At 67.9% G+C, this 22,698-nt stretch carries 22 protein-coding genes; 14 read left to right on the top strand and 8 right to left on the bottom strand.

The window, feature by feature from the left end; all coding sequences use genetic code 11:
• The first annotated feature begins 19 nt into the window (after positions 1-19).
• Entirely contained in the window at positions 20-1,441 is a 1,422-nt protein-coding gene (locus tag FEI13_RS09055; RefSeq protein ID WP_138181214.1) for an aldehyde dehydrogenase family protein, read from the top strand.
• Between the two features lie 73 nt (positions 1,442-1,514).
• Complete coding sequence (locus FEI13_RS09060; protein WP_138181215.1) at positions 1,515-2,330, top strand: TAXI family TRAP transporter solute-binding subunit; 816 nt, start codon at positions 1,515-1,517, stop codon at positions 2,328-2,330.
• Positions 2,331-2,450: 120 nt separating this feature from the next.
• Here FEI13_RS09060 and FEI13_RS09065 read toward each other — a convergent pair whose 3' ends face one another.
• Genes FEI13_RS09065 through FEI13_RS09075 form a run of 3 tightly spaced genes read right to left on the bottom strand, consistent with a single transcriptional unit; the run spans position 2,451 to position 4,397 of the window.
• The gene (locus FEI13_RS09065) at positions 2,451-3,449 is read right to left on the bottom strand and encodes an IS5 family transposase (RefSeq protein ID WP_138181216.1); all 999 of its coding nucleotides are present in this window, start codon (positions 3,447-3,449) and stop codon (positions 2,451-2,453) included.
• Between the two features lie 38 nt (positions 3,450-3,487).
• The gene (locus FEI13_RS09070) at positions 3,488-3,847 is read right to left on the bottom strand and encodes a hypothetical protein (protein ID WP_138181217.1); all 360 of its coding nucleotides are present in this window, start codon (positions 3,845-3,847) and stop codon (positions 3,488-3,490) included.
• A gap of 4 nt (positions 3,848-3,851) precedes the next feature.
• Positions 3,852-4,397: a TnsA endonuclease N-terminal domain-containing protein gene (locus FEI13_RS09075; protein ID WP_158294534.1), complete on the bottom strand. Its 546-nt coding sequence runs from the start codon at positions 4,395-4,397 to the stop codon at positions 3,852-3,854.
• Between the two features lie 223 nt (positions 4,398-4,620).
• Between FEI13_RS09075 and FEI13_RS09080 the strand changes: the two genes are divergently transcribed.
• From FEI13_RS09080 to FEI13_RS09120, 8 genes are all read left to right on the top strand, one after another.
• Entirely contained in the window at positions 4,621-5,517 is an 897-nt protein-coding gene (locus tag FEI13_RS09080) for an NAD(P)-dependent oxidoreductase (protein WP_138181219.1), read from the top strand.
• The gene (locus FEI13_RS09085; RefSeq protein ID WP_138181220.1) at positions 5,514-6,278 is read left to right on the top strand and encodes an SDR family oxidoreductase; all 765 of its coding nucleotides are present in this window, start codon (positions 5,514-5,516) and stop codon (positions 6,276-6,278) included. The genes FEI13_RS09080 and FEI13_RS09085 overlap by 4 nt, the downstream gene beginning before the upstream one ends.
• A gap of 80 nt (positions 6,279-6,358) precedes the next feature.
• Positions 6,359-7,204: an AAA family ATPase gene (locus FEI13_RS09090; RefSeq protein ID WP_138181221.1), complete on the top strand. Its 846-nt coding sequence runs from the start codon at positions 6,359-6,361 to the stop codon at positions 7,202-7,204.
• A gap of 3 nt (positions 7,205-7,207) precedes the next feature.
• The gene (locus FEI13_RS09095) at positions 7,208-8,386 is read left to right on the top strand and encodes a vWA domain-containing protein (RefSeq protein WP_138181222.1); all 1,179 of its coding nucleotides are present in this window, start codon (positions 7,208-7,210) and stop codon (positions 8,384-8,386) included.
• A gap of 118 nt (positions 8,387-8,504) precedes the next feature.
• A complete protein-coding gene (locus tag FEI13_RS09100; protein WP_138181223.1) occupies positions 8,505-9,140 on the top strand; it encodes a hypothetical protein in 636 nt (211 codons plus the stop codon).
• On the top strand, positions 9,137-9,892 hold the full coding sequence (locus tag FEI13_RS09105; protein ID WP_138181224.1) for a DUF3307 domain-containing protein: 756 nt from the start codon (positions 9,137-9,139) through the stop codon (positions 9,890-9,892). Before FEI13_RS09100 ends, FEI13_RS09105 begins: the two co-directional genes overlap by 4 nt.
• Positions 9,893-10,044: 152 nt before the next feature.
• A complete protein-coding gene (locus FEI13_RS09110; RefSeq protein WP_138181225.1) occupies positions 10,045-11,766 on the top strand; it encodes a proline--tRNA ligase in 1,722 nt (573 codons plus the stop codon).
• A 25-nt stretch (positions 11,767-11,791) separates the two neighbouring features.
• Positions 11,792-12,463 carry a lytic transglycosylase domain-containing protein gene (locus FEI13_RS09120; RefSeq protein WP_338035080.1) on the top strand — a complete coding sequence of 224 codons (672 nt, stop codon included), beginning with the start codon at positions 11,792-11,794 and terminating at the stop codon, positions 12,461-12,463.
• 115 nt (positions 12,464-12,578) lie between these two features.
• On the opposite strand, the gene ccoM is transcribed toward FEI13_RS09120, so the two are convergent.
• The 3 genes from ccoM to rfaH all read right to left on the bottom strand — a co-directional run bounded on the left by ccoM (position 12,579) and on the right by rfaH (position 14,052).
• A complete protein-coding gene (gene ccoM / locus FEI13_RS19705; RefSeq protein WP_338035081.1) occupies positions 12,579-12,695 on the bottom strand; it encodes a cytochrome c oxidase subunit CcoM in 117 nt (38 codons plus the stop codon).
• A 261-nt stretch (positions 12,696-12,956) separates the two neighbouring features.
• Entirely contained in the window at positions 12,957-13,463 is a 507-nt protein-coding gene (locus FEI13_RS09125) for an FKBP-type peptidyl-prolyl cis-trans isomerase (RefSeq protein ID WP_138181226.1), read from the bottom strand.
• Positions 13,464-13,509: 46 nt separating this feature from the next.
• The gene (gene rfaH, locus FEI13_RS09130) at positions 13,510-14,052 is read right to left on the bottom strand and encodes a transcription/translation regulatory transformer protein RfaH (RefSeq protein WP_138181227.1); all 543 of its coding nucleotides are present in this window, start codon (positions 14,050-14,052) and stop codon (positions 13,510-13,512) included.
• 373 nt (positions 14,053-14,425) lie between these two features.
• Here rfaH and FEI13_RS09135 point away from each other — a divergent pair, with 373 nt between their 5' ends.
• Complete coding sequence (locus FEI13_RS09135; protein ID WP_138181228.1) at positions 14,426-15,787, top strand: AmpG family muropeptide MFS transporter; 1,362 nt, start codon at positions 14,426-14,428, stop codon at positions 15,785-15,787.
• A gap of 51 nt (positions 15,788-15,838) precedes the next feature.
• Here FEI13_RS09135 and FEI13_RS09140 read toward each other — a convergent pair whose 3' ends face one another.
• The gene (locus tag FEI13_RS09140; RefSeq protein ID WP_138181229.1) at positions 15,839-17,668 is read right to left on the bottom strand and encodes an SEC-C domain-containing protein; all 1,830 of its coding nucleotides are present in this window, start codon (positions 17,666-17,668) and stop codon (positions 15,839-15,841) included.
• A gap of 64 nt (positions 17,669-17,732) precedes the next feature.
• Complete coding sequence (locus FEI13_RS09145) at positions 17,733-18,977, bottom strand: ABC1 kinase family protein (RefSeq protein ID WP_138181230.1); 1,245 nt, start codon at positions 18,975-18,977, stop codon at positions 17,733-17,735.
• A 119-nt stretch (positions 18,978-19,096) separates the two neighbouring features.
• Here FEI13_RS09145 and FEI13_RS09150 point away from each other — a divergent pair, with 119 nt between their 5' ends.
• From FEI13_RS09150 to FEI13_RS09160, 3 genes are all read left to right on the top strand, one after another.
• On the top strand, positions 19,097-21,019 hold the full coding sequence (locus FEI13_RS09150) for a DNA topoisomerase III (RefSeq protein WP_138181231.1): 1,923 nt from the start codon (positions 19,097-19,099) through the stop codon (positions 21,017-21,019).
• Between the two features lie 63 nt (positions 21,020-21,082).
• On the top strand, positions 21,083-22,018 hold the full coding sequence (locus FEI13_RS09155; protein WP_240036483.1) for a ketopantoate reductase family protein: 936 nt from the start codon (positions 21,083-21,085) through the stop codon (positions 22,016-22,018).
• Between the two features lie 58 nt (positions 22,019-22,076).
• Entirely contained in the window at positions 22,077-22,685 is a 609-nt protein-coding gene (locus tag FEI13_RS09160) for a hypothetical protein (protein ID WP_138181232.1), read from the top strand.
• The last annotated feature ends 13 nt before the right edge of the window (positions 22,686-22,698 follow it).

Here is a 22,698-nt window from a genome sequence, read left to right on the forward strand (position 1 = left end):
TCACCCCGGAGCGCACGAGATGATTCACCACAACGAACTGTACATGGCGGGGAAATGGACCACGCCGCAGGGGAAAGCGACCATCGAGGTCGTGAGCCCCTCCACCGAAGCCGTCATCGCCTCGGTGCCGGCGGCGAGCGCACAGGATGTCTCCGATGCGGTCGAGGCCGCGAAGGCCGCCCTGACTCCCTGGAGTCAGACCACGCCCGAGCAGCGAGCCGCCTTCCTGCAGCAGATTCATGACGGGCTGAAGGCGCGCAAGGAGGAGATCGGACGCACCATCGCCGCGGAGATGGGCATGCCGCTCAAGATGGCAACCCGCATTCAGGCGAGCCTGCCCATCGCCAGCTTCGGCATGTATGCCAAGCTCCTTGCCGAGTTCCCCTTCGAGGAAACCGTCGGCAACTCGCTGGTCACCCGAGAGCCGGTCGGTGTGGTGGGCTGCATCACCCCCTGGAACTACCCCCTTCACCAGACGGCCGCCAAGGTGGCCGCGGCACTGGCCGCCGGCTGCAGTGTCGTGCTGAAGCCTTCGGAAGTGGCCCCCCTCAACGCCTTCATCCTGGCCGAAGTCATTCACGATACCGGCCTGCCGGCGGGGGCATTCAATCTCGTCACGGGCCACGGGCCGGAGGCCGGCGAGGCCTTGGTCACCCACCCGGACGTCGACATGATCTCCTTCACCGGCTCGACCACCGCCGGCAAGCGCATCTCGGCATTGGCTGCCGACACCATCAAGCGGGTCGCCCTGGAGCTCGGGGGAAAGTCGGCGGCCGTCCTGATGGAGGATGCCGACTTCCCGACGGCCGTGAAAGCCACGGTCAACAACTGCTTCCTCAACTCGGGACAGAATTGCAACGCCCTCACCCGCATGCTCGTCCCCGAGCACCGCTACGAGGAAGCCGCCGAGCTGGCGCGGGACGTCGCATCCTCCTTCACGCTCGGTGACCCGCTCAGCGATGCGGGCAAGCTGGGGCCGGTCGCGTCCAAGGTTCAACAGGAGCGCGTACAGGCCTACATCCGCACAGGGCTGGAAGAGGGCGCCGAGCTGCTGATCGGAGGTGCCGAGCCTCCCGCCGAGTTGCCCAAAGGGTGTTACGTGCAACCCACGATTCTCGGCCGTGTCATGCCGCATTCGACGATGGGGCAGGAAGAGATATTCGGTCCCGTCCTCTCCATCATCACCTATCGCGACGAGGACGAGGCCGTGCGTATCGCCAACGATACCCGGTATGGGCTGGCCGGTGCCGTCTGGTCGGCAAGCGAAGAGCGTGCCATGACGGTCGCCAGAAAGCTCCGTGCCGGACAAGTCGATATCAATGGCGCGCCCTTCAACCTCTATGCCCCCTTCGGCGGGTTCAAGCAGTCGGGGCATGGGCGCGAGCTAGGACGATATGGCCTGGAGGAGTTCCTGGAATACAAGTCCATCCAGCGCCCCTGAATAGGGGCCTACCACCACCACAACAACGATAAACTCATGATCAGTTTTCCTGATCTGGTAAGGAGAAAGCACAATGCGTACAACAACACGTCACCTCACTTCCTTCGCCATCGCCGGCGTGATCACCACGGCAGGCGCCGTGCATGCGGCAGAGCTTCCGCCGTCGATGATCTGGACCTCCTACGATGTCGGCTCGGCCGGCTATGCCGAGGCCTCGGCCATCGCCGATGCCTTCGGCCGCGAGTATGACACCCGGGTGCGGATTCAGCCCTCGGGCTCCGCCATCGGCCGCCTGCAGCCGGTGCTGCAGGGTCGTGCCGACTTCGGCTACCTCGCCACCGAAACCTACTTCGCGACGGAAGGTACCCATGACTTCGCCTCGCGTCGCTGGGGGCCGCAGGACCTCCGTGTTGTCGCCGGCCGGCCCTCCTCCTTCGCCATGCCCACGGCAGCAGACGCCGGCATTCGAGAGATCGCCGATGCTGCGGGCAAACGCATCGCCTACGTGGCTGGCAACCCGTCAACCAGCGTCAAGTGCGATGCGCTGCTCGCCGCGGGGGGGCTGAGCCGTGACGATGTCGAGGTTGTCATGTTCCCGACCTACGGTGCCGCCATGAGCTCCATGGCGCAAAATGAGGCCGATGCGACCTGTGCCCTGACGACCACCAGCCAACTCTATGAGCTCGAGCAGTCGCCGAGGGGCATTCATTGGGTAGGGATCCCTCCCGAGGATGAAGAGGCCTGGGCGCGTATTCGGGATGTGGCGCCGTTTTTCCAGCCCTTCGCAGAAACCGTGGGGGCCGGCATCTCGGACGAGAACCCGGTGAATACCATGGCCTACAAGTACCCCTTGATCGTGACAACGGCCAACAAGGGAACCACTGAATAAATCGGTTCTGCGCGGCTGAACCGTTCAGCCTGGCCAGATCATCGTCTCAGCGGTCATTACATGACCACTTTAAGTGGTCCGTTATTCCTGGCAGCCGGTTTTCCGGCTGCCAAGCCAAATTCAAGACACACTGGCCCCGCCGGCATCCCCCTCGCACCTTCCCGCGAGCACCAGGTTGCCGAGGGCAAACAGGGTGAACAGCTGCGCCTGGTTCTTGGCCAGCCCCTTGTAGCGCACCTTCCGGTAGCCGAAGAGGTTCTTGATGACATGAAACGGGTGCTCCACCTTGGCGCGGATGCTGGCCTTGGCCTTCTCGATCGCCAGGAGGAGCGTTTTCATCGGGCTGTCGTCCATCTTCTTGATCGCGCCGCGCTTGGCGGCAACGCAGCACTTGGAATCCGGGGCATCCTTCTTTTCGTCGAGATGCTTCCACATGCCGGTGTAACCCGCGTCACCGTATACCCGCTTGTCATCCTCCCGGACCAGAGCGCCGGCCATCGTGACATCGGCGACGTTGGCCGAGGTCGCGACGACACTGTGAGTCAGTCCGGTGACGGCATCGACGCCGATATGGGCCTTCAGGCCGAAGTACCACTGGTTGCCCTTCTTGGTCTGCTTCATCTCCGGATCGCGCTGCTTGGCCTTGTTCTTGGTGGAAGGAGCCGCTGCCACGATGGTGGCGTCGACGATGGTGCCCTCGCGCATGAACAGGCCCTGCTCAGCCAAGTGGGCGTTGATCTCTTCGAAGATCCGCTGGGTCAGTGCATGCTTCTCCAACAGATGACAGAAGCGCAGCAGCGTGGTCGCGTCCGGTACGCTCTCGATGGCCAAATCGATACCCACGAAGTCACGCATCGCCTGGCTATCGTAGATCGCATCTTCGAGCGCCTCGTCGGCGAGCGCATACCACTGTTGCAAGAAGTAGATCCGCAGCATGCGCTCCAAGCCAATAGGCGGGCGGCCGCGCTTGCCCGCTGCGTTCGGGAAGTAGGACGGCGACAGCGCGTCGATGAGCCGTTGCCAAGGCACCAGCACCTCCATCTGGGCCAGGAACCGCTCGCGGCGGGTCACTTTCTTCCTGTTCTGGTGCTCTGCCTGGGCGAAAGAGATCTGCTTCATCGGGTGGCTCGGTCAGGTGGTGACAGGGTGGCCAGATTTTACCCCGCCGACGGCTGCCAGGCAGCTGTGGCGGGATTTGTGCAGCGTTTCCCTAGGGCTTGTAAAAACTCAGCCTCGTCCAGTAATGGCTGGAGGTTCTTCTCCGTCCAACCACCACTGATTCTTTTTTCAAACCACTTAATATAAGACAAGCGTCTTAGCGCTTCATATCGAAGCTCATCAGGATACGTATCAAGAGGCTTGCCACTGTTGTATTCGGATTCAAAGAAACAAGGTTTACAAGCAAGAACATCTTTATCGGAAGGATTAGCGGTAGCCGACTGAGTGGTAGAGTCGTGAGACTCTATGAATTCATCTTCAAAAAGATCCAGACCGAGATCTTGATCATAATCATCCACATTATCACCATACGATCGAGTCAATCCCGAGCTTAGCCGCTGAGAGATCACTACTTATCTCTCCAATTGCCAACCAAGAAATAACAGATGAAAGTACAGTACTGCTTGATTCACCCGTTTCATGCACCAAATCTCGAACTCGCACCTTCCCACTCTTCCTAACGATATCCAGTAGCATCAGATGGAGAGGCGTCAACGTCTTTAATCCGGAATATCGATGGAGAAGTTTAAGATTGCTCAGGATTGGATTCACTCTGATTTGTTTTTCTGTTACCAGCAATAGCGGAACCCCATGTTCCAGAGCACTTCTTTGGCGGCAACTAAATTTGTCCCTAAATTCTTCATTCTCAAGCTCAGTGTATGGCTTTACTTCGATGAATCTAGAACCTCGATCTTTATCCACCACTAGAAAGTCTGGGGTATAGGGTAGTTGCTTCTCACCCCAGAAATAGTAGAAGCCTTCAGGCTGAGCTTCATAAGAGCTGATAGTGGATGTATACTCGAAATGGAAACACGCATCGAATTCTAGCGAAGACTCTACAGTTAGCACCCTATTTATCTTAGGGCTAGCGAACTTGTACAAGTTCTTGACGCGGGAATGCTTAAGGCGGCGCCGGTACATAGCTTGCTACCATGTCCGTGTAAGATTACTAAGCAAGGTAGACCATGCAGGCTTATGCTGCAAATTATGCAAGCTATTTGTGAATCCTTGCAGCCTTTTACTGCAAGCGACACATGCTGCCTTTCCCGTCCACTTCGCCAGGAGACCCTCCATGACCCAGCCTCGCCTCGGCTTCATCGGCATCGGCCTGATGGGCAACCCCATGACGCGCCGACTGCTGGCCGCGGGATTCGACGTGACCGTATGGAACCGCACCCCCGCCAAGGCCGCCCCCCTGGGCGAGGCCGGTGCCCGGGTGGCCGGCTCCATCGCCGACCTGGTGGAGGGGGTCGACGCGGTACTGCTCTGCCTCGCCAACACCGCCGTGGTGGAGGAGGTGGTGTTCGGTGAGGGAGGCGTGGCCCAGCACGGCCGCGCCGGCCAGCGGCTGGTCGACCTCTCCAGCAGCGACCCCGCCGCGACCCGTGACTTCGCCGACCGGCTCGAGAGCGAATGCGGCATGCGCTGGGTGGATGCGCCGGTCTCCGGTGGCGTCGCCGGCGCCGAGGCGGGCAGCCTGGCCATTATGTGCGGCGGCGACGCCGAGGATATCGAGGCGATCCGGCCACTGCTGGCACCCCTCGCCTCCCGGGTGACCCCTATGGGCCCCGTGGGCAGCGGCCAGGTGACCAAGGTCTGCAACCAGATGGTGGTCGGCTGCCAGGCGGCGGTGCTGGCCGAGATGGTGGCGCTGGCCGAGGCGAGCGGGGTCGATGCCACCCGGCTCGTCGAGGCGCTCGCCGGCGGCTTCGCCGACTCGACCCCCTTCCGGATCCTCACCCCGCGCATGGCGGCGAGCGACTTCGCCGACCCGCCCTGGCACCTGCGTACCCTGCTCAAGGACCTGGACATGGCGGTGGCCCAGAGCCAGCGCAGCCACAGCGCCACCCCGATGAGCGGTCTGGCCGCCCAGCTGATGCGTGCCCATGCCAGTCGCGGCCACGCCGAGCACGACCCGGCGATCCTGGTGGAGGCCTATCGCCCCGTCGGCGAGGGGGATGAGGCATGAGCGAGCCCAGGGTGGTCTACCTCACCGGCGGCGCCCAGGGGATCGGCCTGGGCATCGCCGAGCACCTGCTGGCCCGCGGCGACTGCGTGGCGCTGACTGACATCGACGACGCGGCGCTGGCCGAGTGCCGCGAGCGCCTGGGTCATGCCGAGCGCCTGCTGGCCATGGTCTCGGACGTGCGCGACGAGGCGCGGGTCGCGGAGAGCCTCGAGGCGACGGTGGCACGCTTCGGCCGGCTGGACGGGGTGATCCACAACGCCGGCCTGGCCGACCCCTTCCAGGGCCTGGTGGAGTCTCTGGATCTCGCCACCTGGCAGGCCTACCTGGACACCAACCTTACCGGGGCGATGCTCTGCGCCAAGCATGCCGTGCCCCACCTGCGCGCGAGCCACGGCGCCATGGTGCTGATGGCCTCCACCCGGGCGCTGCAGTCGGAGCCCGATACGGAGGCCTATGCCGCCAGCAAGGGCAGCGTGGTCGCGCTCACCCATGCGCTGGCGGTGAGCCTGGGCCCCGAGATACGCGTCAACGCCATCAGCCCGGGGTGGATCGAGGTCGGCGACTGGCAGAAGGCCGCCCATCGCGCCCCGGTGGAGCATCGCGAGATCGATCGCGACCAGCACCCGGTCGGGCGCGTGGGACGCCCCGAGGATATCGCCGCCATGGCGGCCTTCCTGCTCTCCGATCAGGCGGGCTTCATTACCGGACAGAACCTGGTGGTGGACGGCGGCATGACCCGGCGGATGATCTATGCGGAGTGAGGCAGCGGGGTTTGTCGCCCCTGGTTCCCTTCCGTACACTCGTTTGACTTTCCCATCTTCGACCTGCCGAGGCATGACCCATGGCGTTTGATTCCACCTCCACCTATGTGGCCACCGAGGCCCTCAAGCAGGCGGTCAACGCCGCCGTGACCCTGGAGCGACCGCTGCTGATCAAGGGCGAGCCGGGCACCGGCAAGACCCTGCTGGCCGAGGAGCTGGCGGTATCCTTGGGCACCGAGCTGCACACCTGGCACATCAAGTCCTCCACCAAGGCCGCCCAGGGGCTCTACGAGTATGATGCGGTGAGCCGGCTGCGCGACTCCCAGCTGGGCGTCGAGGGGGTGGAGAACGTCGCCAACTACATCAAGCCCGGCAAGCTGTGGGACGCCTTCACCGCGGATCAGCGAGTGGTGCTGCTGATCGACGAGATCGACAAGGCGGACATCGAGTTCCCCAACGACCTGCTCCAGGAGCTGGATCGCATGGAGTTCCATGTCTACGAGACCGGCGAGACCATTCGCGCCAGGCACCGCCCGATCATCGTCATCACCTCCAACAACGAGAAGGAGCTCCCCGACGCCTTCCTGCGCCGCTGCTTTTTCCACTACATCGAGTTCCCCGACCGGGAGACCATGCAGGCGATCGTCGACGTGCACTTCCCCGAGATCGCCCCGAGGCTGGTCGGCGAGGCGCTGGAGGTGTTCTTCGACCTGCGCCAGGCGCCGGGCCTGAAGAAGAAGCCCTCGACCTCGGAGCTGGTCGACTGGCTGAAGCTGCTGATGAGTGACGAGCTCGCCCGGGAGGCGCTCTACCAGCGCGCCCCGGCCAGGGCGATCCCGCCGCTGGCCGGGGCGCTGGTCAAGAACGAGCAGGATACCCAGCTGCTGGAACGGCTGGCCTTCATGATGCGCCGCAAGAGTCGCTGAGCCATGTTCATCGGCCTGTTCGAGACCCTCAAGCGTGCCGGGGTGCCGGTGTCGCTGCGCGAGCTGCTCGACCTCCATGCGGTGGTGGCGCGCGGCGTGGTATTCGCCGACATGGAGGCCTTCTACCGCATCGCCCGCACCGTGATGGTCAAGGATGAACGCCACTTCGACCGCTTCGATCGTGCCTTCGCCGCCTGGTTCGAGGGACTGGAGGACATGAACGCCGCCATCGAGGCGCTGATCCCCGACGATTGGCTGCGCCGGGAGTTCGAGAAGCAGCTCTCCGCGGAGGAGAAGGCGCAGATCGAGTCCCTGGGGGGGCTCGAGAAGCTGATCGAGACCTTCAAGCAGCGCCTGGAGGAGCAGCAGGAGCGCCACGCCGGCGGCAACAAGTGGATCGGCACCGGCGGCACCAGCCCCTTCGGCGCCTACGGCTACAACCCCGAGGGGATCCGCATCGGCCAGGAGGGCTCCCGCCACCGCCGGGCGGTGAAGGTGTGGGACGAGCGGCGCTTCCGCGACTACGACGATTCGCTGGAACTGGGCACCCGCAACATCAAGATGGCGCTGCGTCGGCTCAGGAAGTTCGCCCGCCAGGGGGCGGCGGAGGAGTTCGACGTCGACGCCACCATCCGCGAGACGGCCCGCGACGCGGGGCTTCTCAACGTGCAGATGCGCCCCGAGCGCCACAACGCGGTGAAGGTGCTGCTGCTGCTCGACGTGGGCGGCTCCATGGACGACCACATCCGCACCTGCGAGGAGCTCTTCTCCGCGGCGCGCGCCGAGTTCAAGCACCTGGAGGCCTACTACTTCCACAACTGCCCCTACGAGGGGCTGTGGCGCGACAATTCTCGCCGCCATCATGAGCGCATCCCGACGCTGGACGTGCTGCACACCTATGGCGACGACTACCAGGTGGTGATCGTCGGCGACGCCGCCATGTCGCCGTACGAGATCACCCATCCCGGCGGCAGCGTGGAGCACTTCAACGACGAGACCGGGGCCGCCTGGCTCCAGCGCCTGACGGCGAAGTTCCCGCGCCTAGCGTGGCTCAACCCCATGCCGCCGCGCGCCTGGGCGTTCACCCACTCCACCCAACTGATCCGCGAGCTGATCGACGACCGCATGTACCCCATGACCCTCGAGGGGCTGGAAAGCGCCATGCGGGAACTGGCCCGGTAGGCCTTATATAGCCCTCAAAGGCTATTTGTCATGAATATAGCCTTAAAGGGCTATCATGGCGACAAATAGCCCTTACGGGCTATACTCGAGACACGCCCCCGAAGGAGGGAGGAGACCCATGCCAGAGCGCATCGCGGTGCTGACCGGCGACGTGATCGACTCGCGCAAGGTCGGGGATCGCCCTCGCCTCTACCGGCTGCTGGATGAGCGCCTGGCCGAGCTGGCCGCCCGGCATGGCGGCCACGGCGAACGCTTCCGGGGCGACGGCTTCCAGCTCGCCCTGCCCCGAGCAGCGCCGGCCATGGAGGCGGCGGTGGCCCTGCGGGCGGCGCTGATCGAGCACTCCGAGCCCGACCAGCGCTGGGATGCCCGTATCGCCGTGGCGGTCGGGCCGGCGGAGCGCGGCATCGCCGCGGCCGACGGGGCCACCTTCGTCGCCTCGGGACGCGCCCTGGATGCCCTGGCCGATAGCAGCGCCCACCTGTCGCTGGCCCGGCTCGAGGCCCCCGAGGATCCCGGCCTCGCCCTGCTGGTCCGCTTCATCGACGACCTGCTGGACGGCTGGTCGCCCTACTCCGCCGAGGTCGTCGGGCTGAGCCTGCACCACGACGCCTCCCAGCAGGCCCTGGCCGAGCGTCTCGGCATTCGCCAGCCCAGCGTGCACAAGCGCCTGCGTGCCGCCCGCTGGACCCTGCTCTCCGACACCCTCGACTACCTGCGGCAGCGCCTCGCCGACGAGGAGGGAGCGCCATGAGCGCCGATGCCCTGTCACTGCTCATGGGCCTGCTCCTTGCCCACCTGGTCGGCGACTTCCTGCTGCAGCCGCGCCCCTGGGTGGAGGAGCGCTACCGGCTGCGCCACCGCTCCCCGCGCCTGCTCCAGCATGCCGGCCTTCACGGGCTGCTCGCCGGGGGCGTGCTGCTGGTGGCGACTGCGGCCATGCCCCGGGGCCTCGCCGCGGTGTTGCTCGGCGCCCTGACGGTGGCCGCCAGCCACTGGCTGATCGACCTGGCCAAGTCGCGACGGCCGGCCGGCGAGCTGCGCTGGTTCCTGCTCGACCAGGCCGCTCACCTGCTGGTGCTGCTGGGGCTGTGGCTGGCCTGGCAGGAGAGCCTCGCCCCGCTGGCGGCGCTGGGCGCCTGGCTGGCCACGCCCACGGTGCTGGGGGTGGCCACCGCCTACCTGGTGGTGACGCGTCCGCTGTCGATCGCCATCGCCCTGGTCATGCAGCGCTGGAGCGAGCAGCTCGAGGAGACCGGCACCCTGGCCAGCGCCGGGGCGCGCATCGGCGTGCTGGAGCGGCTGCTGGTGCTGACCCTGGTGCTGCTCGACCAGCTCACCGCGGTCGGCTTCCTGCTCGCCGCCAAGTCGGTGCTGCGCTTCGGCGACCTGCGCGACTCCCGCGACCGCAAGCTCACCGAATACGTGCTGCTCGGCACCCTGCTCAGCGTCTCCACCACCCTGGTGCTGGGCATGCTGGTGCGCCTGCTGCTGCTCGAGGGCTGAAGGGGCCGAGAGTCACCCGGCCCGCCACACCGGGCAGGCACAAGCTTTTGCCGCCCCGGACGGCGGGCCGTACAATGCTCGGTCATTGCCGCCGCCCTTTGCGGCCCCGCTTCCGTCACCCGCACGAACACGCTCGAGGAACCGCCGGACCCATGCGCGCTAGCCAACTGTTGATCGCCACCCTCAAGGAAACCCCCGCCGACGCCGAGGTCGTCAGCCACCAGCTGATGCTGCGCTCCGGGATGATCCGCCGCCTCACCTCCGGCCTCTATACCTGGCTGCCGCTGGGGCTCAAGACGCTGCGCAAGGTGGAGCGCATCGTGCGCGAGGAGATGGATCGCGCCGGCGCCCAGGAGGTGCTGATGCCGGCGGTGCAGCCCGCCGAGCTGTGGCAGGAGTCGGGCCGCTGGGAGCAGTATGGCCCGGAGCTGCTGCGCCTCAAGGATCGTCACGAGCGCGACTACTGCGTCGGCCCCACCCACGAGGAGGTGATCACCGACCTGGTGCGCAAGGAGATCGCCAGCTACAAGCAGCTGCCGGCCAACTTCTACCAGATCCAGACCAAGTTCCGCGACGAGATCCGGCCGCGCTTCGGGGTGATGCGCTCCCGCGAGTTCATCATGAAGGACGCCTACTCCTTCCACGTGGACGAGGCCTCGCTGATGGAGACCTACCAGGTGATGTATGACGCCTATGTGCGTATCTTCACCCGCCTGGGACTGGACTTCCGTCCGGTGCTCGCCGACACCGGTGCCATCGGCGGCACCGACTCTCACGAGTTTCATGTGCTGGCCGACTCCGGCGAGGACGATATCGTCTTCTCCACCGAGTCCGACTACGCCGCCAACATCGAGAAGGCGGAAGCGCTGCCGGCGCCGCTGGGTACCGTGCTCGAGCCTGCCGCGCCCACCGAGGAACTGCGCCTGGTCGACACGCCCCACGCCAGGACCATCGCCACCCTGGTGGAGCAGCACGGGCTGCCCATCGAGAAGACGATCAAGACACTGATGGTGCACGGCACCGAGGGCGGGCTGATCGCCCTGCTGGTGCGCGGCGACCACGAGCTCAACGAGATCAAGGCCGAGCACCTGGCCGAGGTGGCCGCCCCGCTGACCATGGCCTCCGAGGAGGAGATCCGCGCGGTGGTGGGCGCCGGCCCCGGTTCGCTGGGTCCGGTGAACCTCGAGATGCCGATCATCATCGATCGCAGCGTGGCGATGATGAGCGACTTCGGCGCCGGCGCCAACGTCGACGGCCAGCACTACTTCGGCATCAACTGGGAGCGCGACGTGGCGCTGCCCAAGGTCGCCGACCTGCGCAACGTGGTGGAGGGCGATCCCTCGCCGGACGGCCAGGGCGAACTGGCGATCAAGCGCGGCATCGAGGTCGGCCACGTCTTCCAGCTCGGCCAGAAATACTCTGAGGCGATGAACGCCACCGTGCTGGGGGACGAAGGTCGTGCCGTGCATCCCTGGATGGGCTGCTATGGTATCGGGGTGACCCGGGTCGTGGCCGCCGCCATCGAGCAGAACCACGACGCGGCCGGGATCATCTGGCCCGACGCCATTGCGCCCTTCCACGTCGCCATGGTGCCGATGAACGCCCACAAGTCGCAGCGAGTGCGCGAGGAGTCCGAGCGACTCTACCAGGCGCTCACCGCCGCCGGCCTCGAGGTGCTGCTGGATGATCGCGACCTGCGCCCGGGCGTGCGCTTCGCCGACCACGAGCTGATGGGCATTCCCCACCGCCTGGTCGTCGGCGACCGGGGGCTGGACAAGGAAGAGCTCGAATACAAGGGACGCCGTGACAGTGACGCCACCATGGTACCGGCAGGAGAGATCATCGACTTCCTGCGCGAGAAGGTCGCGATCTAGGCGCCTGTGGGACGCCGCCCTGGCGGTGGCCTGTTTCCTGCCCGCCGTGATGGCCCTGGGCCAGGGCGACCGGGACTTCCTTGCCGCCCTGCCCGCCGACCACCAGGTCGCCGAACTCGTGCCGTCGGCGCTCTCCTCCGATCGCCCCGTTTCCTTCGTGCAGGCCCTGCCCTCGGCGCCCGCCAGCCTACGCGACACCCTCGACACCGTGCGCGACGCGCCGGTGCCGCCCGCCGATATCTGGGCCGCGCGCCAGTGGCTCAACGCCATGGAGCCGCGTCTCGCCCGCTACGTCCCGGAGGCGCAGCGTCGCCGGGCGCTACTGGGCCGCATCCACCACGAGGCGCGCCTGGCGGGCCTTGCCCCAGCGCTGGTGCTGGCGGTGATCCAGGTCGAGAGCGCCTTCCAGGCCGAGGCCGTCTCCTCGGCCGGCGCCGTCGGGCTGATGCAGATCATGCCGTTCTGGGTCCGCGAGCTGGGCCTGCCCGCCGACGATCTCAAGGACCCGCATCGCAACCTCCGCTACGGCTGCACGATCCTGGCCCACTACCTGGCCGTGGAGCGCGGCGACCTGACTCGGGCACTGGCGCGCTACAACGGCAGCCTCGGCAAGACCTGGTACCCGGAACGGGTGATGCGCGCCCTGGCCAACCGCTGGTCGCTGCAGGACGCCAGCCGCGCCACCGCCCGGCGCTGAATTAGCAGTGTAAGGGCGGAGCGCGCAACGCACAGACGAAAAAAAGCCGACCCAAGTGGGTCGGCTACTGGGGGGAAAGCTCCCCCCTCCCCTGACGACTAGTGAAGCGGCTGGATCAGTGCTTGTTCTTGCGATGATGATCGCGAACGATGAACGCGACCCAGCCCCCCATGAAAGCGATCATCATCGCGACGGTAACGAGTCCAAAGATTACGGCGTCATCCAGATACATGGTGTGTCCTCCCGTCGCGATGTGTTGAGTGCACTCTAGCGCGGCATCGCGGGACGTAAACTGACCTGCATCAAGTTTGTCACCGGCCCCGGGGTCGAAGGCCGGCGAGACTTGACGCAGGTCAGATTCGGGGGCGCCTACGGCAGATTCGGCGCCGAAACGCCGTGCTTAGCGCTCGACATCGAGCGCGATCAACCCGGTCGCCTCCACCGGCAGGCGACGCCGGATCGCGTCCGGGGCATTGTCGACCGACGCCGACACTCAGACCATCTTCTTGTCTTCGACCTCACCGGGCTCGGTGCCGGGCGGCAGCGGATGGCCCTTGGCCAGCTCGGCGCGGGTCGCCTCGCGGACCTCGAGCACCTCGAGGCGATAGCGCAGGGTGTGGCCGGCCAGCGGGTGGTTGGTGTCGATCAGCACGCCGTCGTCGCGCACCTCGAGGATGGTGACGATCTCGGGGCCGTCGTCGCCGGGGGTCTGGAAGCGCATGCCGGGGGCGAGGTCGGGGGCGGGAAAAGCGTCTCGCCCGACCTCGCGCACCAGCGCCTCGTCGCGCAGCCCGTAGGCCTCGGCCGGCAGCAGGGTGACGGAGAGCTCGGCGCCAACGGCTCGGCCCGCCAGGGTATGCTCCAGGCCGGCCATGATGTTGCCATGGCCGTGCAGGTACTCGAGCGGCTGCGCCCGGGCCCGGGAGTCGTCGAGGACGTTACCGTCGCTATCGCTGAGCACGTAGTGCAGGGTCACGACGCGTTGAGAGTCGATGGTCATGGGGTCTCCTTGGGCGATGGGATAAAGAGGGGGGCGAGGCGGTCGCCTAGTCGCGGCGGCGCAGCTGGCCGACGGGCATCTCCAGGCGCTGCTGCTTGTGCAGCAGATTGAGCAGCACGATGGCGCGCTCCTCGCCCTTATGGCTCGCGAACACCGCCTGCAGGTCCTTGAAGGGGCCCTCGGTGATCTCCACCGCCTCGCCGGCGCGGAAGTAGACGTTCGCCGTCGCGTCGTCGGCGTCGCTGCCATGCTCGAGCAAGGCCTCGACCAGCGCATCGCTGACCGGCACCGGCTGAGCGAGGCCGAAGGTGACGATCTTCAGCACCCCGCGGGTAGAGCGGATGGGGCGCCAGTTGCTGGCCAGGCGATCGAGCCGGATGAACAGGTAGTAGGGGAAGAGCGGTTCATTGACCCACTCGAGCTTGCCGCGGCGCTTCTTCTGCACCTGCAGCACGGGATGGAAGATCTCGTAGTCCTGGTTGGTCAGGTGCTCGGCGGCGCGGAAGGATTCGCCGCCCTTGCACTGAACGGCGTACCAGCGGGGGACGGCATCATCGGCCTCGTCGTGACGAATCTCTGAATCGCTCATATGGCTCCTGATCGGCTTCCTGCAAGGAGCCTGTCGGATTTGACCGATCGTCGCGAGAGATGCGGATGTCGAGACAAGGTCATCGATCTGATGAGGCGAATAGCGCGCTATTTCATAAATCAGATCGAATGACGTTGGCCGAAAGACCGGATCTCGCAGCAGATCAGCGTTAAGTTCGACAGGCTCCTAGAATCACTGCCGGCGCTCTGCAACAATCCCACCGCATGTCGACCCGGGAAACGGCCCGCGGACGACATGGGTCGAACGGCCACTGGCCCGGCGACTGAGTCATAATTTTATCATCGATGGCGGGGACCTGCGTGACCGCCCTCGAGTCCCGACACACGCCCCGGCGCAAGGAGTCCTGCCCGACATGCCGCCCCCCACCGCTCGCCGCAGCTGGCATGACGCCCTGGTGATCTATCTGCGCGCACCGGTCATCACCATGCTGTTCCTGGGCTTCTCCGCCGGCCTGCCCTTCCTGCTGGTGTTCTCCACGCTCTCGGCCTGGCTGCGCAGCAGCGGCGTCGAGGTGGCGGCCATCGGCTTCTTCGCCTGGATCGGCATGCTCTACTCGATCAAGTTCTTCTGGGCACCGGTGGTGGACCGACTCGCCCTGCCGCTGCTGACCCGCAGCTTCGGTCAGCGTCGCGGCTGGATGCTGTTGGCCCAGGCGATGATCGCCGCGGGCCTGGTGGGGCTCTCCGGCGTCGACCCGGTCGATCATCTGCCGCTGGTGGCCGCCCTTGCGCTGCTGGTGGCCTTCGGCAGCGCGACCCAGGACATCGCCATCGACGCCTTTCGCATCGAGTCGGCCCCGGACGATGTCCAGGCCGCCATGGCCTCGACCTACATCATCGGCTACCGCGGGGGACTGCTGGCCGCCGGCGCCGGGGCCCTCTACGTGGCCTCGCTGATCTCCTGGGAGGCCGCCTACCTCTGCATGGCGGCGCTGGTCGGCGTCGGGGCGATCACGGTGCTGCTGCGCCCGGAACCCGAGCGGACCTCGCTCGGCACGCAACTGATTCACGAGCCGCGGGTGCGCGCCTTCCTGCGCGCCTCTCGCGGGCGGCCGAAGCCGCTGCGCCGCCTGATCGCCTGGGTGATCGGCGCCATCGTCTGCCCCTTCACCGACTTCTTCAGCCGCCACCGTCGCAAGGCGATCTGGCTGCTGGCGTTCGTGGCGGTGTTCCGGATCAGCGACCTGGCGATGGCCTCGATGGCCAACCCGCTCTACATCGACCTGGGGTTTTCGCTGGCGACCATCGCCAACATCACCAACGTCTTCGGGATCGCCATGAGCATCGGCGGGGGCATTCTCGGCGGACTCCTGGTGGCCCGCTACGGCATCGGGCCGATCCTGGTGCTGGGCGCGGCGGCGGCGGCGCTGACCAACCTGCTGTTCGTGGCCCTGTCGCTGGCGGGACAGAACCTGCCCATGCTGGTCATGGCCATCGTCGGCGACAACCTGGCCAACGGCCTGGCGAGCGCCGTCTTCATCGCCTTCCTCTCGAGCCTCACCTCACGGGCCTATACGGCGACCCAGTACGCGCTCTTCTCGTCGCTGATGACCCTGCCCGGCAAGTTCCTGAGCGGCTTCGGCGGCCTGCTGGTGAACGCCGAGGGCTACGCCACCTTCTTCCTGATCTCCACCGCCCTGGGCGCGCCGGCAGTACTGCTGGCGATCTGGATCAGCCGCGACCGCGCGCTGATGCCGTCGCCGCAGACGGCCTGAGGGTGGCTCGCTCGCCGGCACCCAAGCCGCTTCGGCGCGGCCGGCGCCCGGTCACTCGCCCAGCCGGCCCTGCAGCCAGTCCAACGCGCCCGGGGTGGTACGCCACTGATCGCGCATCAGGGTACGATACTGCCAGGCCTCGGCCCGGGAGCCGGGCGCGGCGACCCCGTCACCGCCGTTGCCGACTGGCCGCGGGTTTTCGGCACACAGCATAGGGACCACATGGGTATTGTGGCGACGCACCTCGGCCAGCGCCGCGTCGGCCTCATCGCGGCGCTCCAGGCGATAGAGCGCCAGCACCCGCCCCATCAACAGCCCCAGCGGCGGCGCCTCGTCGTCCTCGCCCTCGAGTTCGCGCACGCTGAGCGCCAACGCCGCGCGGTCGCGTCCTTCCCTGAGTAACTGGTCGAGCACCAGCTCGCGCAGTCCCAGGCTGTCCTGGGCGTCCAGGGTCAGCAGATGCTCGGCCAGCTCCCGCGAGCGGGCACGGGCGCCGCGTTCCATGCCGACCACCAGGGCGAGGCCCGAGCGCAGCAGCACGGCGTTATCGGCGCTGTCCCACAGGAAGCCGCCCTCGCCCTCGGCGCGGACCTGCTCGAGCCAGCGCTCTAGCCGGGTCGCCAGCGGCTCGAACAGGCTCGGCGCCATCCACGGCAGGCTGCCGAAGCGGCTGGCGAGCGCCAGCGCCAGGGCCTGCAGCACGGCGGGTGAATCCAGCCACTCGGGGTGAGCACAGAGCGCGGGGAGCCACTCGCCTGCGTAGGCCCAGGGGTCCTCGTCGAAGCCCATGGGCGCGTCGCTCTCGACCCGGGACGTGAAGACCTTCTGCCAGGCGGCGAACAGGGTGTCCTCGCGGGCGGTGGAGTGATACTCGAGGCCGCCCTCGGCGTCGCGGCGGATCTCCAGGCGCGGGGCAACGGGCAGCTCGGCGAGCAGCGCCTGGAGCGCTACCAGCGGCTCGGCCAGGTCCTCCTCGGCGCTAAGCAGCTGGTCGGCCAGGGTCGCCCCGGGATTCTCGGCCAGGTCGGCCAGGAACTGCAGCTGGTCGGGGTCCAGGTCACCCTGCCGCGCCAGGCGCCGGAACCAGAAGCGCGAGCGCTCCGCGGCCTCCTGCTCGTGCCCCTCATGCAGCAGCAGCATGGCCTCGATGTAGGCCAGCGTCGGCGAATCGGGCAGCGCCTGCTGGGCGCGCACGAAGGCGGCCCGGGCGCTGTCCAGATCATCGTTGTCCAGATGCATCAGGCAGAGGCGTTCCAGGGCCACCCCGCGCAGGAACAGCGGCCCACGATCGAGCACCGCGTCCAGCAGCGCCTCGCGCTTGCGGTTGAAACCGCGCTCCTGATACAGATCGATGAGGATTTCGAAGGCGGGCTCGGCCTGCTCGGGCAGCGTCAGCCAGTCGGCACGCTCGAACAGCGACTCGAGGATCTGCTGAGCGCGCCCGCGCTGGCCCGACTCGGCGGCGATCAGCCCGGCCTCCAGCAGGGCCTGGGCCGGCGCCCGGCCGCTGGCCAGCGCCGCCTTGAGGGTGGCGCCCTTCCAGTCGCGCAGCGAGAGCATCCACATCAGGTGGGTCGGCACGTGCCCGGGCAGGCTGACCGCCCCGCAGCAGCGCTTGGTCTTGCGCCCGGAGTCGCACCAGCAGGGCTCGTTGCGTCCCGGCCGGGCCAGCGACTCGGCGGCGAAGTCGAGCCGCGCCAGCGGCGTCTGTGACCATAGCTCCGGGGCCAGCGCCTGGGCCAGGGCCGCATCGCCGCCGACCAGCGCCGGCCCCTCCTCGCGGGCCCAGGCCATCAGCGTGGGATAGCGCTCATCCTGGCGAATGGCTCCCAAGGCGCCCGTGGCAAAGCCCAGCAGCTGTTCCACCCATACTGCCAGCATCACACTCTCCGCAATCCACAAAATAGCACAGTCTACCAGTCCGCCGCCGGGCTGGGCAGGTGGCTCAGGCCGGCGCGCTCGGCATCAGCGGGCGGGTGCGGGCGTGCATGTCGAGGCGCGCGCCGAGGCGCACCAGGTTCCAGTAGTGGCCATTGAGGGTGCGCGAGAGCAGCAGGGTATCCGCCGGCGGCTGCAGGCGATCCATGGCCGCCCACACCTTCGGGGAGAGCTCGCGCAGCCGACGGTGCACGCGAACGTCGCCGAAGTCCTGCTCGCCGGGCTGGAAGAGCGGCGATACCGCCTCGGCCGACTCGCGGTAGAGCGACAGCGGCGCCCCCTGTCCCTGGCGGCCGCCGAGCTCGAGCAGCGCGGCATCCATGGCCATGGCATCGCCCTCGAGGGTCGCCTCGAGCAGACGCATCATCGCCGTGAGGCGTGCCTCGGGCACCGGGATCACCGCCCCGAGGTCGTAGATCACCAGGCGTCCCGCCTCGTCCGCGGCGAAATTGCCGGCGTGAGGATCGGCGTGCAGCTCCCCGAAGGTGAAGAGCTCCTCGGTCAGCCAGTCGGCGAGCGTGGTCGCCACCTGCTGGCGCCGCTCATGGTCGGCCTGCTCCAGCTCGCGCAGCGGCGTGCCGGCTACGTAGCGCATGGCCAGCACCCGCGGGCCGGAGAACTCGGGCAGCGGCTCGGGGATCACCAGGCGCTCGAGATGGGCATAGCGCGCACGATAGCGGGCCAGCGCCTCGGCCTCGGCGTGGTAGTCGAGCTCGCCGCGCAGGCTCACCGCCAGCTCCTCGAACAGCGCATCGAGGCGCGCCTGGGGCACCTTGAACCAGCGCCCCAGGCGCATCAGGCGCCGCACCTGGGCCAGATCGCTCTCCAGTACCTCGGCGAGACCGGGGTACTGGACCTTGAGCACCAGGGTCTCGCCGTCGTGGGTCACGGCACGATGCACCTGCCCCATGGAGGCGCTGGCGAAGGGGCGCTGCTCGATCTCGCGGAACCGGGCGTCGAGATCGCCGTACTGCTCGACCAGGGTGCGCCGGATGTCGGCCCAGGGCATCGGTTCGGCCTGGCGCTGCAGGCGGGCGAGTTCCTCGGCGAGATCCGGCGGCAGCAGGTCGTCCCACTGGGACATGATCTGGGCCAGCTTCATGGCCGGCCCCTTGAGCTCGGAGAGCCCCTCGAAGAGCGCCTCGCCCAGGGCCCGCCAGTCGGCCTGCCCGCCCAGCCGGGTGCGGATCAGCGCGCCGCCGGTGCGGGCGCCGAGGCCCAGCAGGCGTCGAGTTCGGCCATGTTCGCGCATCGCCTTATCTCCTCACAATAATTTTGTACAACCATTGTACATCTGTTGATCAGCTTACACCTGGCGAGGCGCCGAGAATACTGGAAGAATGTCCATGTCATTCCCGCCGACGAGCCGTTATGCGCCTGATCATCGCCGAAAAACCGAGCCTGGGTCGGGCCATCGCCGACGCGCTGCCCGGCCACCCGCGCCGCCAGGACGGCGCCGTCGTGGTCGGCGACACCACCGTCACCTGGTGCCTGGGGCACCTGCTGGAGCAGGCCCCGCCGGACGCCTACGATCCCGCCCTCAAGCAGTGGCGCCTCGACCATCTGCCGATCCTGCCGGGCCGCTGGAAACTGATGCCCCGACCCAAGGCGCGCGGTCAGCTGGCGGTGATCCGCAAGCTGCTCAAGGAGGCCCGCGAGGTGGTTCACGCCGGCGACCCGGACCGCGAGGGCCAGCTGCTGGTGCAGGAGGTGATCGAGCACCTGGGCTGGAAGGGCCCGGTCTCGCGGCTGCTGGTCAGCGACCTCAACCGCCCGGCGGTGCAGCGGGCGCTGGGACGACTCGAGGACAATGCCCGCTTCACGCCTCTCTATCGGGCGGCCCAGTCCCGGGCCCGGGCCGACTGGCTGTACGGCATCAACCTGACCCGCGCCTGGACGGTGAGCGGGCGACAGGCCGGCCACGACGGCGTGCTGTCGGTGGGTCGCGTGCAGACACCGGTACTGGGGCTCGTCGTGCGCCGCGACGCCGAGATCCGCGACTTCCGGCCCCGGCCCTTCTTCGTGCTGTGGGCCGATCTCGCCGTCGCCCGGGGCCGGCTGCGCGTCTGGTGGCAACCCGGGGAGCCCCACCCCCTGGACGATCAGGGGCGGCTGCTGGCGCGGGAACCCGCCGCCGCCCTCGCCGAGCGCCTGCCCGGCGCTCAGGGCCGGCTGACCCAGCTGGAGAGCCGCGACAAGCGCCAGGCCGCGCCCCTGCCCTACTCGCTCTCGGCACTGCAGGTGGACGCCGCCCGACGCCATGGACTCTCGGCCAAGGCGACCCTGGACGTCTGCCAGCGCCTCTACGAGCGCCATCAACTGATCACCTACCCGCGCTCGGACTGTCGCTACCTGCCCGAGGAGCATTTCGCTGCCGCCCGCACCACCCTCGAGGGCGCCTGTCGTGCCGACGACACCCTGCGCGGCTGGCTCGGCGGCGCGGATTTCTCGCGCCGCTCCAAGGCCTGGAACGACCGCAAGGTCGGCGCGCACCACGCCCTGGCACCCACCGGCAAGCCCGCCGATCTTTCGCGGCTCGAGAAGGCCGAGGCGGACGTCTTCCGACTGATCGCCCGCAACGTGCTGGCCCAGTTCTATCCGCCCCTCGCCGTGCGCGATATACAGGCCGACTTCCGGATCCTCGATGAGCACTTCCGCGCCAAGGGTCAGGAGATCCTCGACCCCGGCTGGAAGCCGCTGTTCACTACCCGCGAGCAGGCGCCGCCCCTGCCATCGCTCACCGAGGGTGAGACCTGCCGGGTCGAGCAGGCCGAGGTGGAAGATCGCGAGACGCGCCCGCCCGAGCCCTTCACGGATGCCAGCCTGATCAAGGCGATGATGAACATCGCCCGCTACGTCGACGACCCGGCCGTGCGCCGCACCCTGCGCGAGCACGACGGCCTGGGCACCGAGGCCACCCGGGCCGGCATCCTCGAGACCCTGGTGGAGCGCGGCTACCTGATTCGCCAGGCTAAGGCGCTGCGCGCCAGCCGGCTGGGCAGTGCGCTGATCGCCTCGTTGCCCGAGGCGGTGGGCCGCCCCGAACGCACCGCCCTGTGGGAGCAGCGACTGGGCGCCATCGCCGAGCAGGACGACGACCCCGCCCCCTTCCTGGCGGCGCTGATCGAGGACCTGCAGGGCCTGCTCACCGCCGCGGACGCCGACCGGATACGCGCCGCGCTCGCCGGCGCCCAGGGCGAGCAGGCGCCGACGCCCCGCGGTAAGGGCGGCAAGAAACGCGGCGGCCCGCGCCGCCGGACCGGCACCGCGACCCGACGTCCCCGGCGACAATGACGCATCACGGCGGCACTCCCTGCCGCCGCTGCTGACCGCCATGCACTCACGAGGAGAGCCGCCATGACCCTCATGCGACACTGGATCGTCGGGCCCGGGGCGCTGGGTCGACTGGTCGCCCTGCGGCTGGCCGGCACGGCCGAGGTGACCCTGATCGCCCGCCGCACGCTGCCCGCCGAGCAAACGCTGATCACCCCGGCGCATGCCGCGCTCGTGTTCCGGGTCGGCGTGGCCCGGATCGACGCCCTGCCGTCGACGATCCCCGACGCGGTGCACCTGACTACCAAGGCGCACGGCGCCGAGGCGGCCCACGATGCCCTGGCCGACCATCTACCCGACGGGGTGCCGCTGGTGCTGTGGCAGAACGGCTTCGCCTGCCAGCCGCGGCTCAGCGAACGCCACGCCGGACCGGTGCTGTGCGCCACCACCACCGAGGGGGCGCACGTTCAGGACGATGCCCGGGTGACCCATGCCGGGCACGGCCACACCTTCCTGGGCAGCCTGGATGACCGTCATCGCGCGCTCGCCGCGCAACTGGCCGACGTTCTCTCGTCCGCGGGCCTGCCCGCCGAGGCAGTCGACGACATTCGCCGGCGGCTGTGGCGCAAGCTCGCCGTTAACGCGGCCATCAATCCGCTGGTGGCACGCTTCGGCATCCGTAACGGCGAGCTTCGCGATGCGCCCTTCCGTCCCCGGGTCGAGGCCCTGCTCGCCGAGCTCGCCCCGATCCTCTCCGCCGAGGGCATCGCGCCGCCCCACGGCGAGGGGATCACCGGCTGGCGGCGCCTGGTGTGGCAGGTCGTCGAGGCAACGGCCGCCAATCGCGCCTCCATGCTGCAGGACGTTCAGGCCGGGCGCCTCACCGAGCACGAGGCGATCCTCGCGCCGCTACTCGCCGCGGCCAAGCGGCACGGCCTGGCGGCGCCCGGCCTGGCCGATCACCTGGCCGCCCTGCGCGCTCGAGCCGACGCATTGGCGCAACCCACCGGCGGTTGCTAGAGTGAGGGAGTGGTAATTCCGGGCCGGCACCCCCACTGCCGACTCAAGGTCGGAGATCATGCATCCGGATTCGCGCACCCTCATCGCCCTGGCGGCGCTGCTGGCGATCGTCGCCCTACCCTGCCAGGCCGACCTCGCGCTCGAGCTCGACGAAGACAAGGAGATCGAGGCCGAGGTGCCCGCCTACGGCGGCATCGCCCAGCCCCTCGTGCTGCTCGACAACGGCATGCTCGTCCAGGGTGACGACGTCGCCACCCCCGACGGCGCCACTTCCGGCTTTCGCCTCACCGCCGGCTTCACCCCGCAGAACCTTCCCCGGCTCGACCTGGGCGCCGAGGTCAGCTACCGGCGCAGCGACGACGTGCCGATCGCCGGAGAAGATGGCTCGCGGCTCCACGACACCACCAGCCTGGGCGGCAGCCTGATGGCCGGCGTGCGCGTCGGCGCCCTCGGCCTCTACGCCAAGGCGGGATTGGCGGAGTGGCAGGGCGACCCCGTCGGCAGCGACGATCGCGCCGAGGGGAGTCGCGGCACGGCGAGGATCCAGGGCTTCGGGGCTCGCCTGCAGTTTCGCCAGATGGTCAGCCGCCTCGAGTTCGAGCAGATCGATGCCCCGGCCCTGGAGCACCTCAACCTGATAAGCGCCTCGATTCACTTTCCCTTCTAGGAGCAAGGAGCAA

The sequence above is a fragment of the Halomonas urmiana genome, from assembly GCF_005780185.1.
Lineage (GTDB): Bacteria > Pseudomonadota > Gammaproteobacteria > Pseudomonadales > Halomonadaceae > Halomonas > Halomonas urmiana.

Bases quoted from the DNA above. Each gene is read 5' to 3' on its own strand.
- FEI13_RS09105 (WP_138181224.1), top strand. From the start codon at position 9,137: ATGAGCGCCGATGCCCTGTCACTGCTCATGGGCCTGCTCCTTGCCCAC.
- rfaH (WP_138181227.1), bottom strand. From the start codon at position 14,052: ATGAGCGATTCAGAGATTCGTCACGACGAGGCCGATGATGCCGTCCCC.
- FEI13_RS09145 (WP_138181230.1), bottom strand. From the start codon at position 18,977: ATGCGCGAACATGGCCGAACTCGACGCCTGCTGGGCCTCGGCGCCCGC.
- FEI13_RS09100 (WP_138181223.1), top strand. From the start codon at position 8,505: ATGCCAGAGCGCATCGCGGTGCTGACCGGCGACGTGATCGACTCGCGC.
- FEI13_RS09065 (WP_138181216.1), bottom strand. From the start codon at position 3,449: ATGAAGCAGATCTCTTTCGCCCAGGCAGAGCACCAGAACAGGAAGAAA.
- FEI13_RS09155 (WP_240036483.1), top strand. From the start codon at position 21,083: ATGACCCTCATGCGACACTGGATCGTCGGGCCCGGGGCGCTGGGTCGA.
- FEI13_RS09060 (WP_138181215.1), top strand. From the start codon at position 1,515: ATGCGTACAACAACACGTCACCTCACTTCCTTCGCCATCGCCGGCGTG.
- FEI13_RS09125 (WP_138181226.1), bottom strand. From the start codon at position 13,463: ATGACCATCGACTCTCAACGCGTCGTGACCCTGCACTACGTGCTCAGC.
- FEI13_RS09150 (WP_138181231.1), top strand. From the start codon at position 19,097: ATGCGCCTGATCATCGCCGAAAAACCGAGCCTGGGTCGGGCCATCGCC.
- FEI13_RS09090 (WP_138181221.1), top strand. From the start codon at position 6,359: ATGGCGTTTGATTCCACCTCCACCTATGTGGCCACCGAGGCCCTCAAG.
- FEI13_RS09160 (WP_138181232.1), top strand. From the start codon at position 22,077: ATGCATCCGGATTCGCGCACCCTCATCGCCCTGGCGGCGCTGCTGGCG.
- FEI13_RS09110 (WP_138181225.1), top strand. From the start codon at position 10,045: ATGCGCGCTAGCCAACTGTTGATCGCCACCCTCAAGGAAACCCCCGCC.
- FEI13_RS09080 (WP_138181219.1), top strand. From the start codon at position 4,621: ATGACCCAGCCTCGCCTCGGCTTCATCGGCATCGGCCTGATGGGCAAC.
- FEI13_RS09055 (WP_138181214.1), top strand. From the start codon at position 20: ATGATTCACCACAACGAACTGTACATGGCGGGGAAATGGACCACGCCG.
- FEI13_RS09095 (WP_138181222.1), top strand. From the start codon at position 7,208: ATGTTCATCGGCCTGTTCGAGACCCTCAAGCGTGCCGGGGTGCCGGTG.
- FEI13_RS09135 (WP_138181228.1), top strand. From the start codon at position 14,426: ATGCCGCCCCCCACCGCTCGCCGCAGCTGGCATGACGCCCTGGTGATC.
- FEI13_RS09140 (WP_138181229.1), bottom strand. From the start codon at position 17,668: ATGCTGGCAGTATGGGTGGAACAGCTGCTGGGCTTTGCCACGGGCGCC.
- ccoM (WP_338035081.1), bottom strand. From the start codon at position 12,695: ATGTATCTGGATGACGCCGTAATCTTTGGACTCGTTACCGTCGCGATG.
- FEI13_RS09085 (WP_138181220.1), top strand. From the start codon at position 5,514: ATGAGCGAGCCCAGGGTGGTCTACCTCACCGGCGGCGCCCAGGGGATC.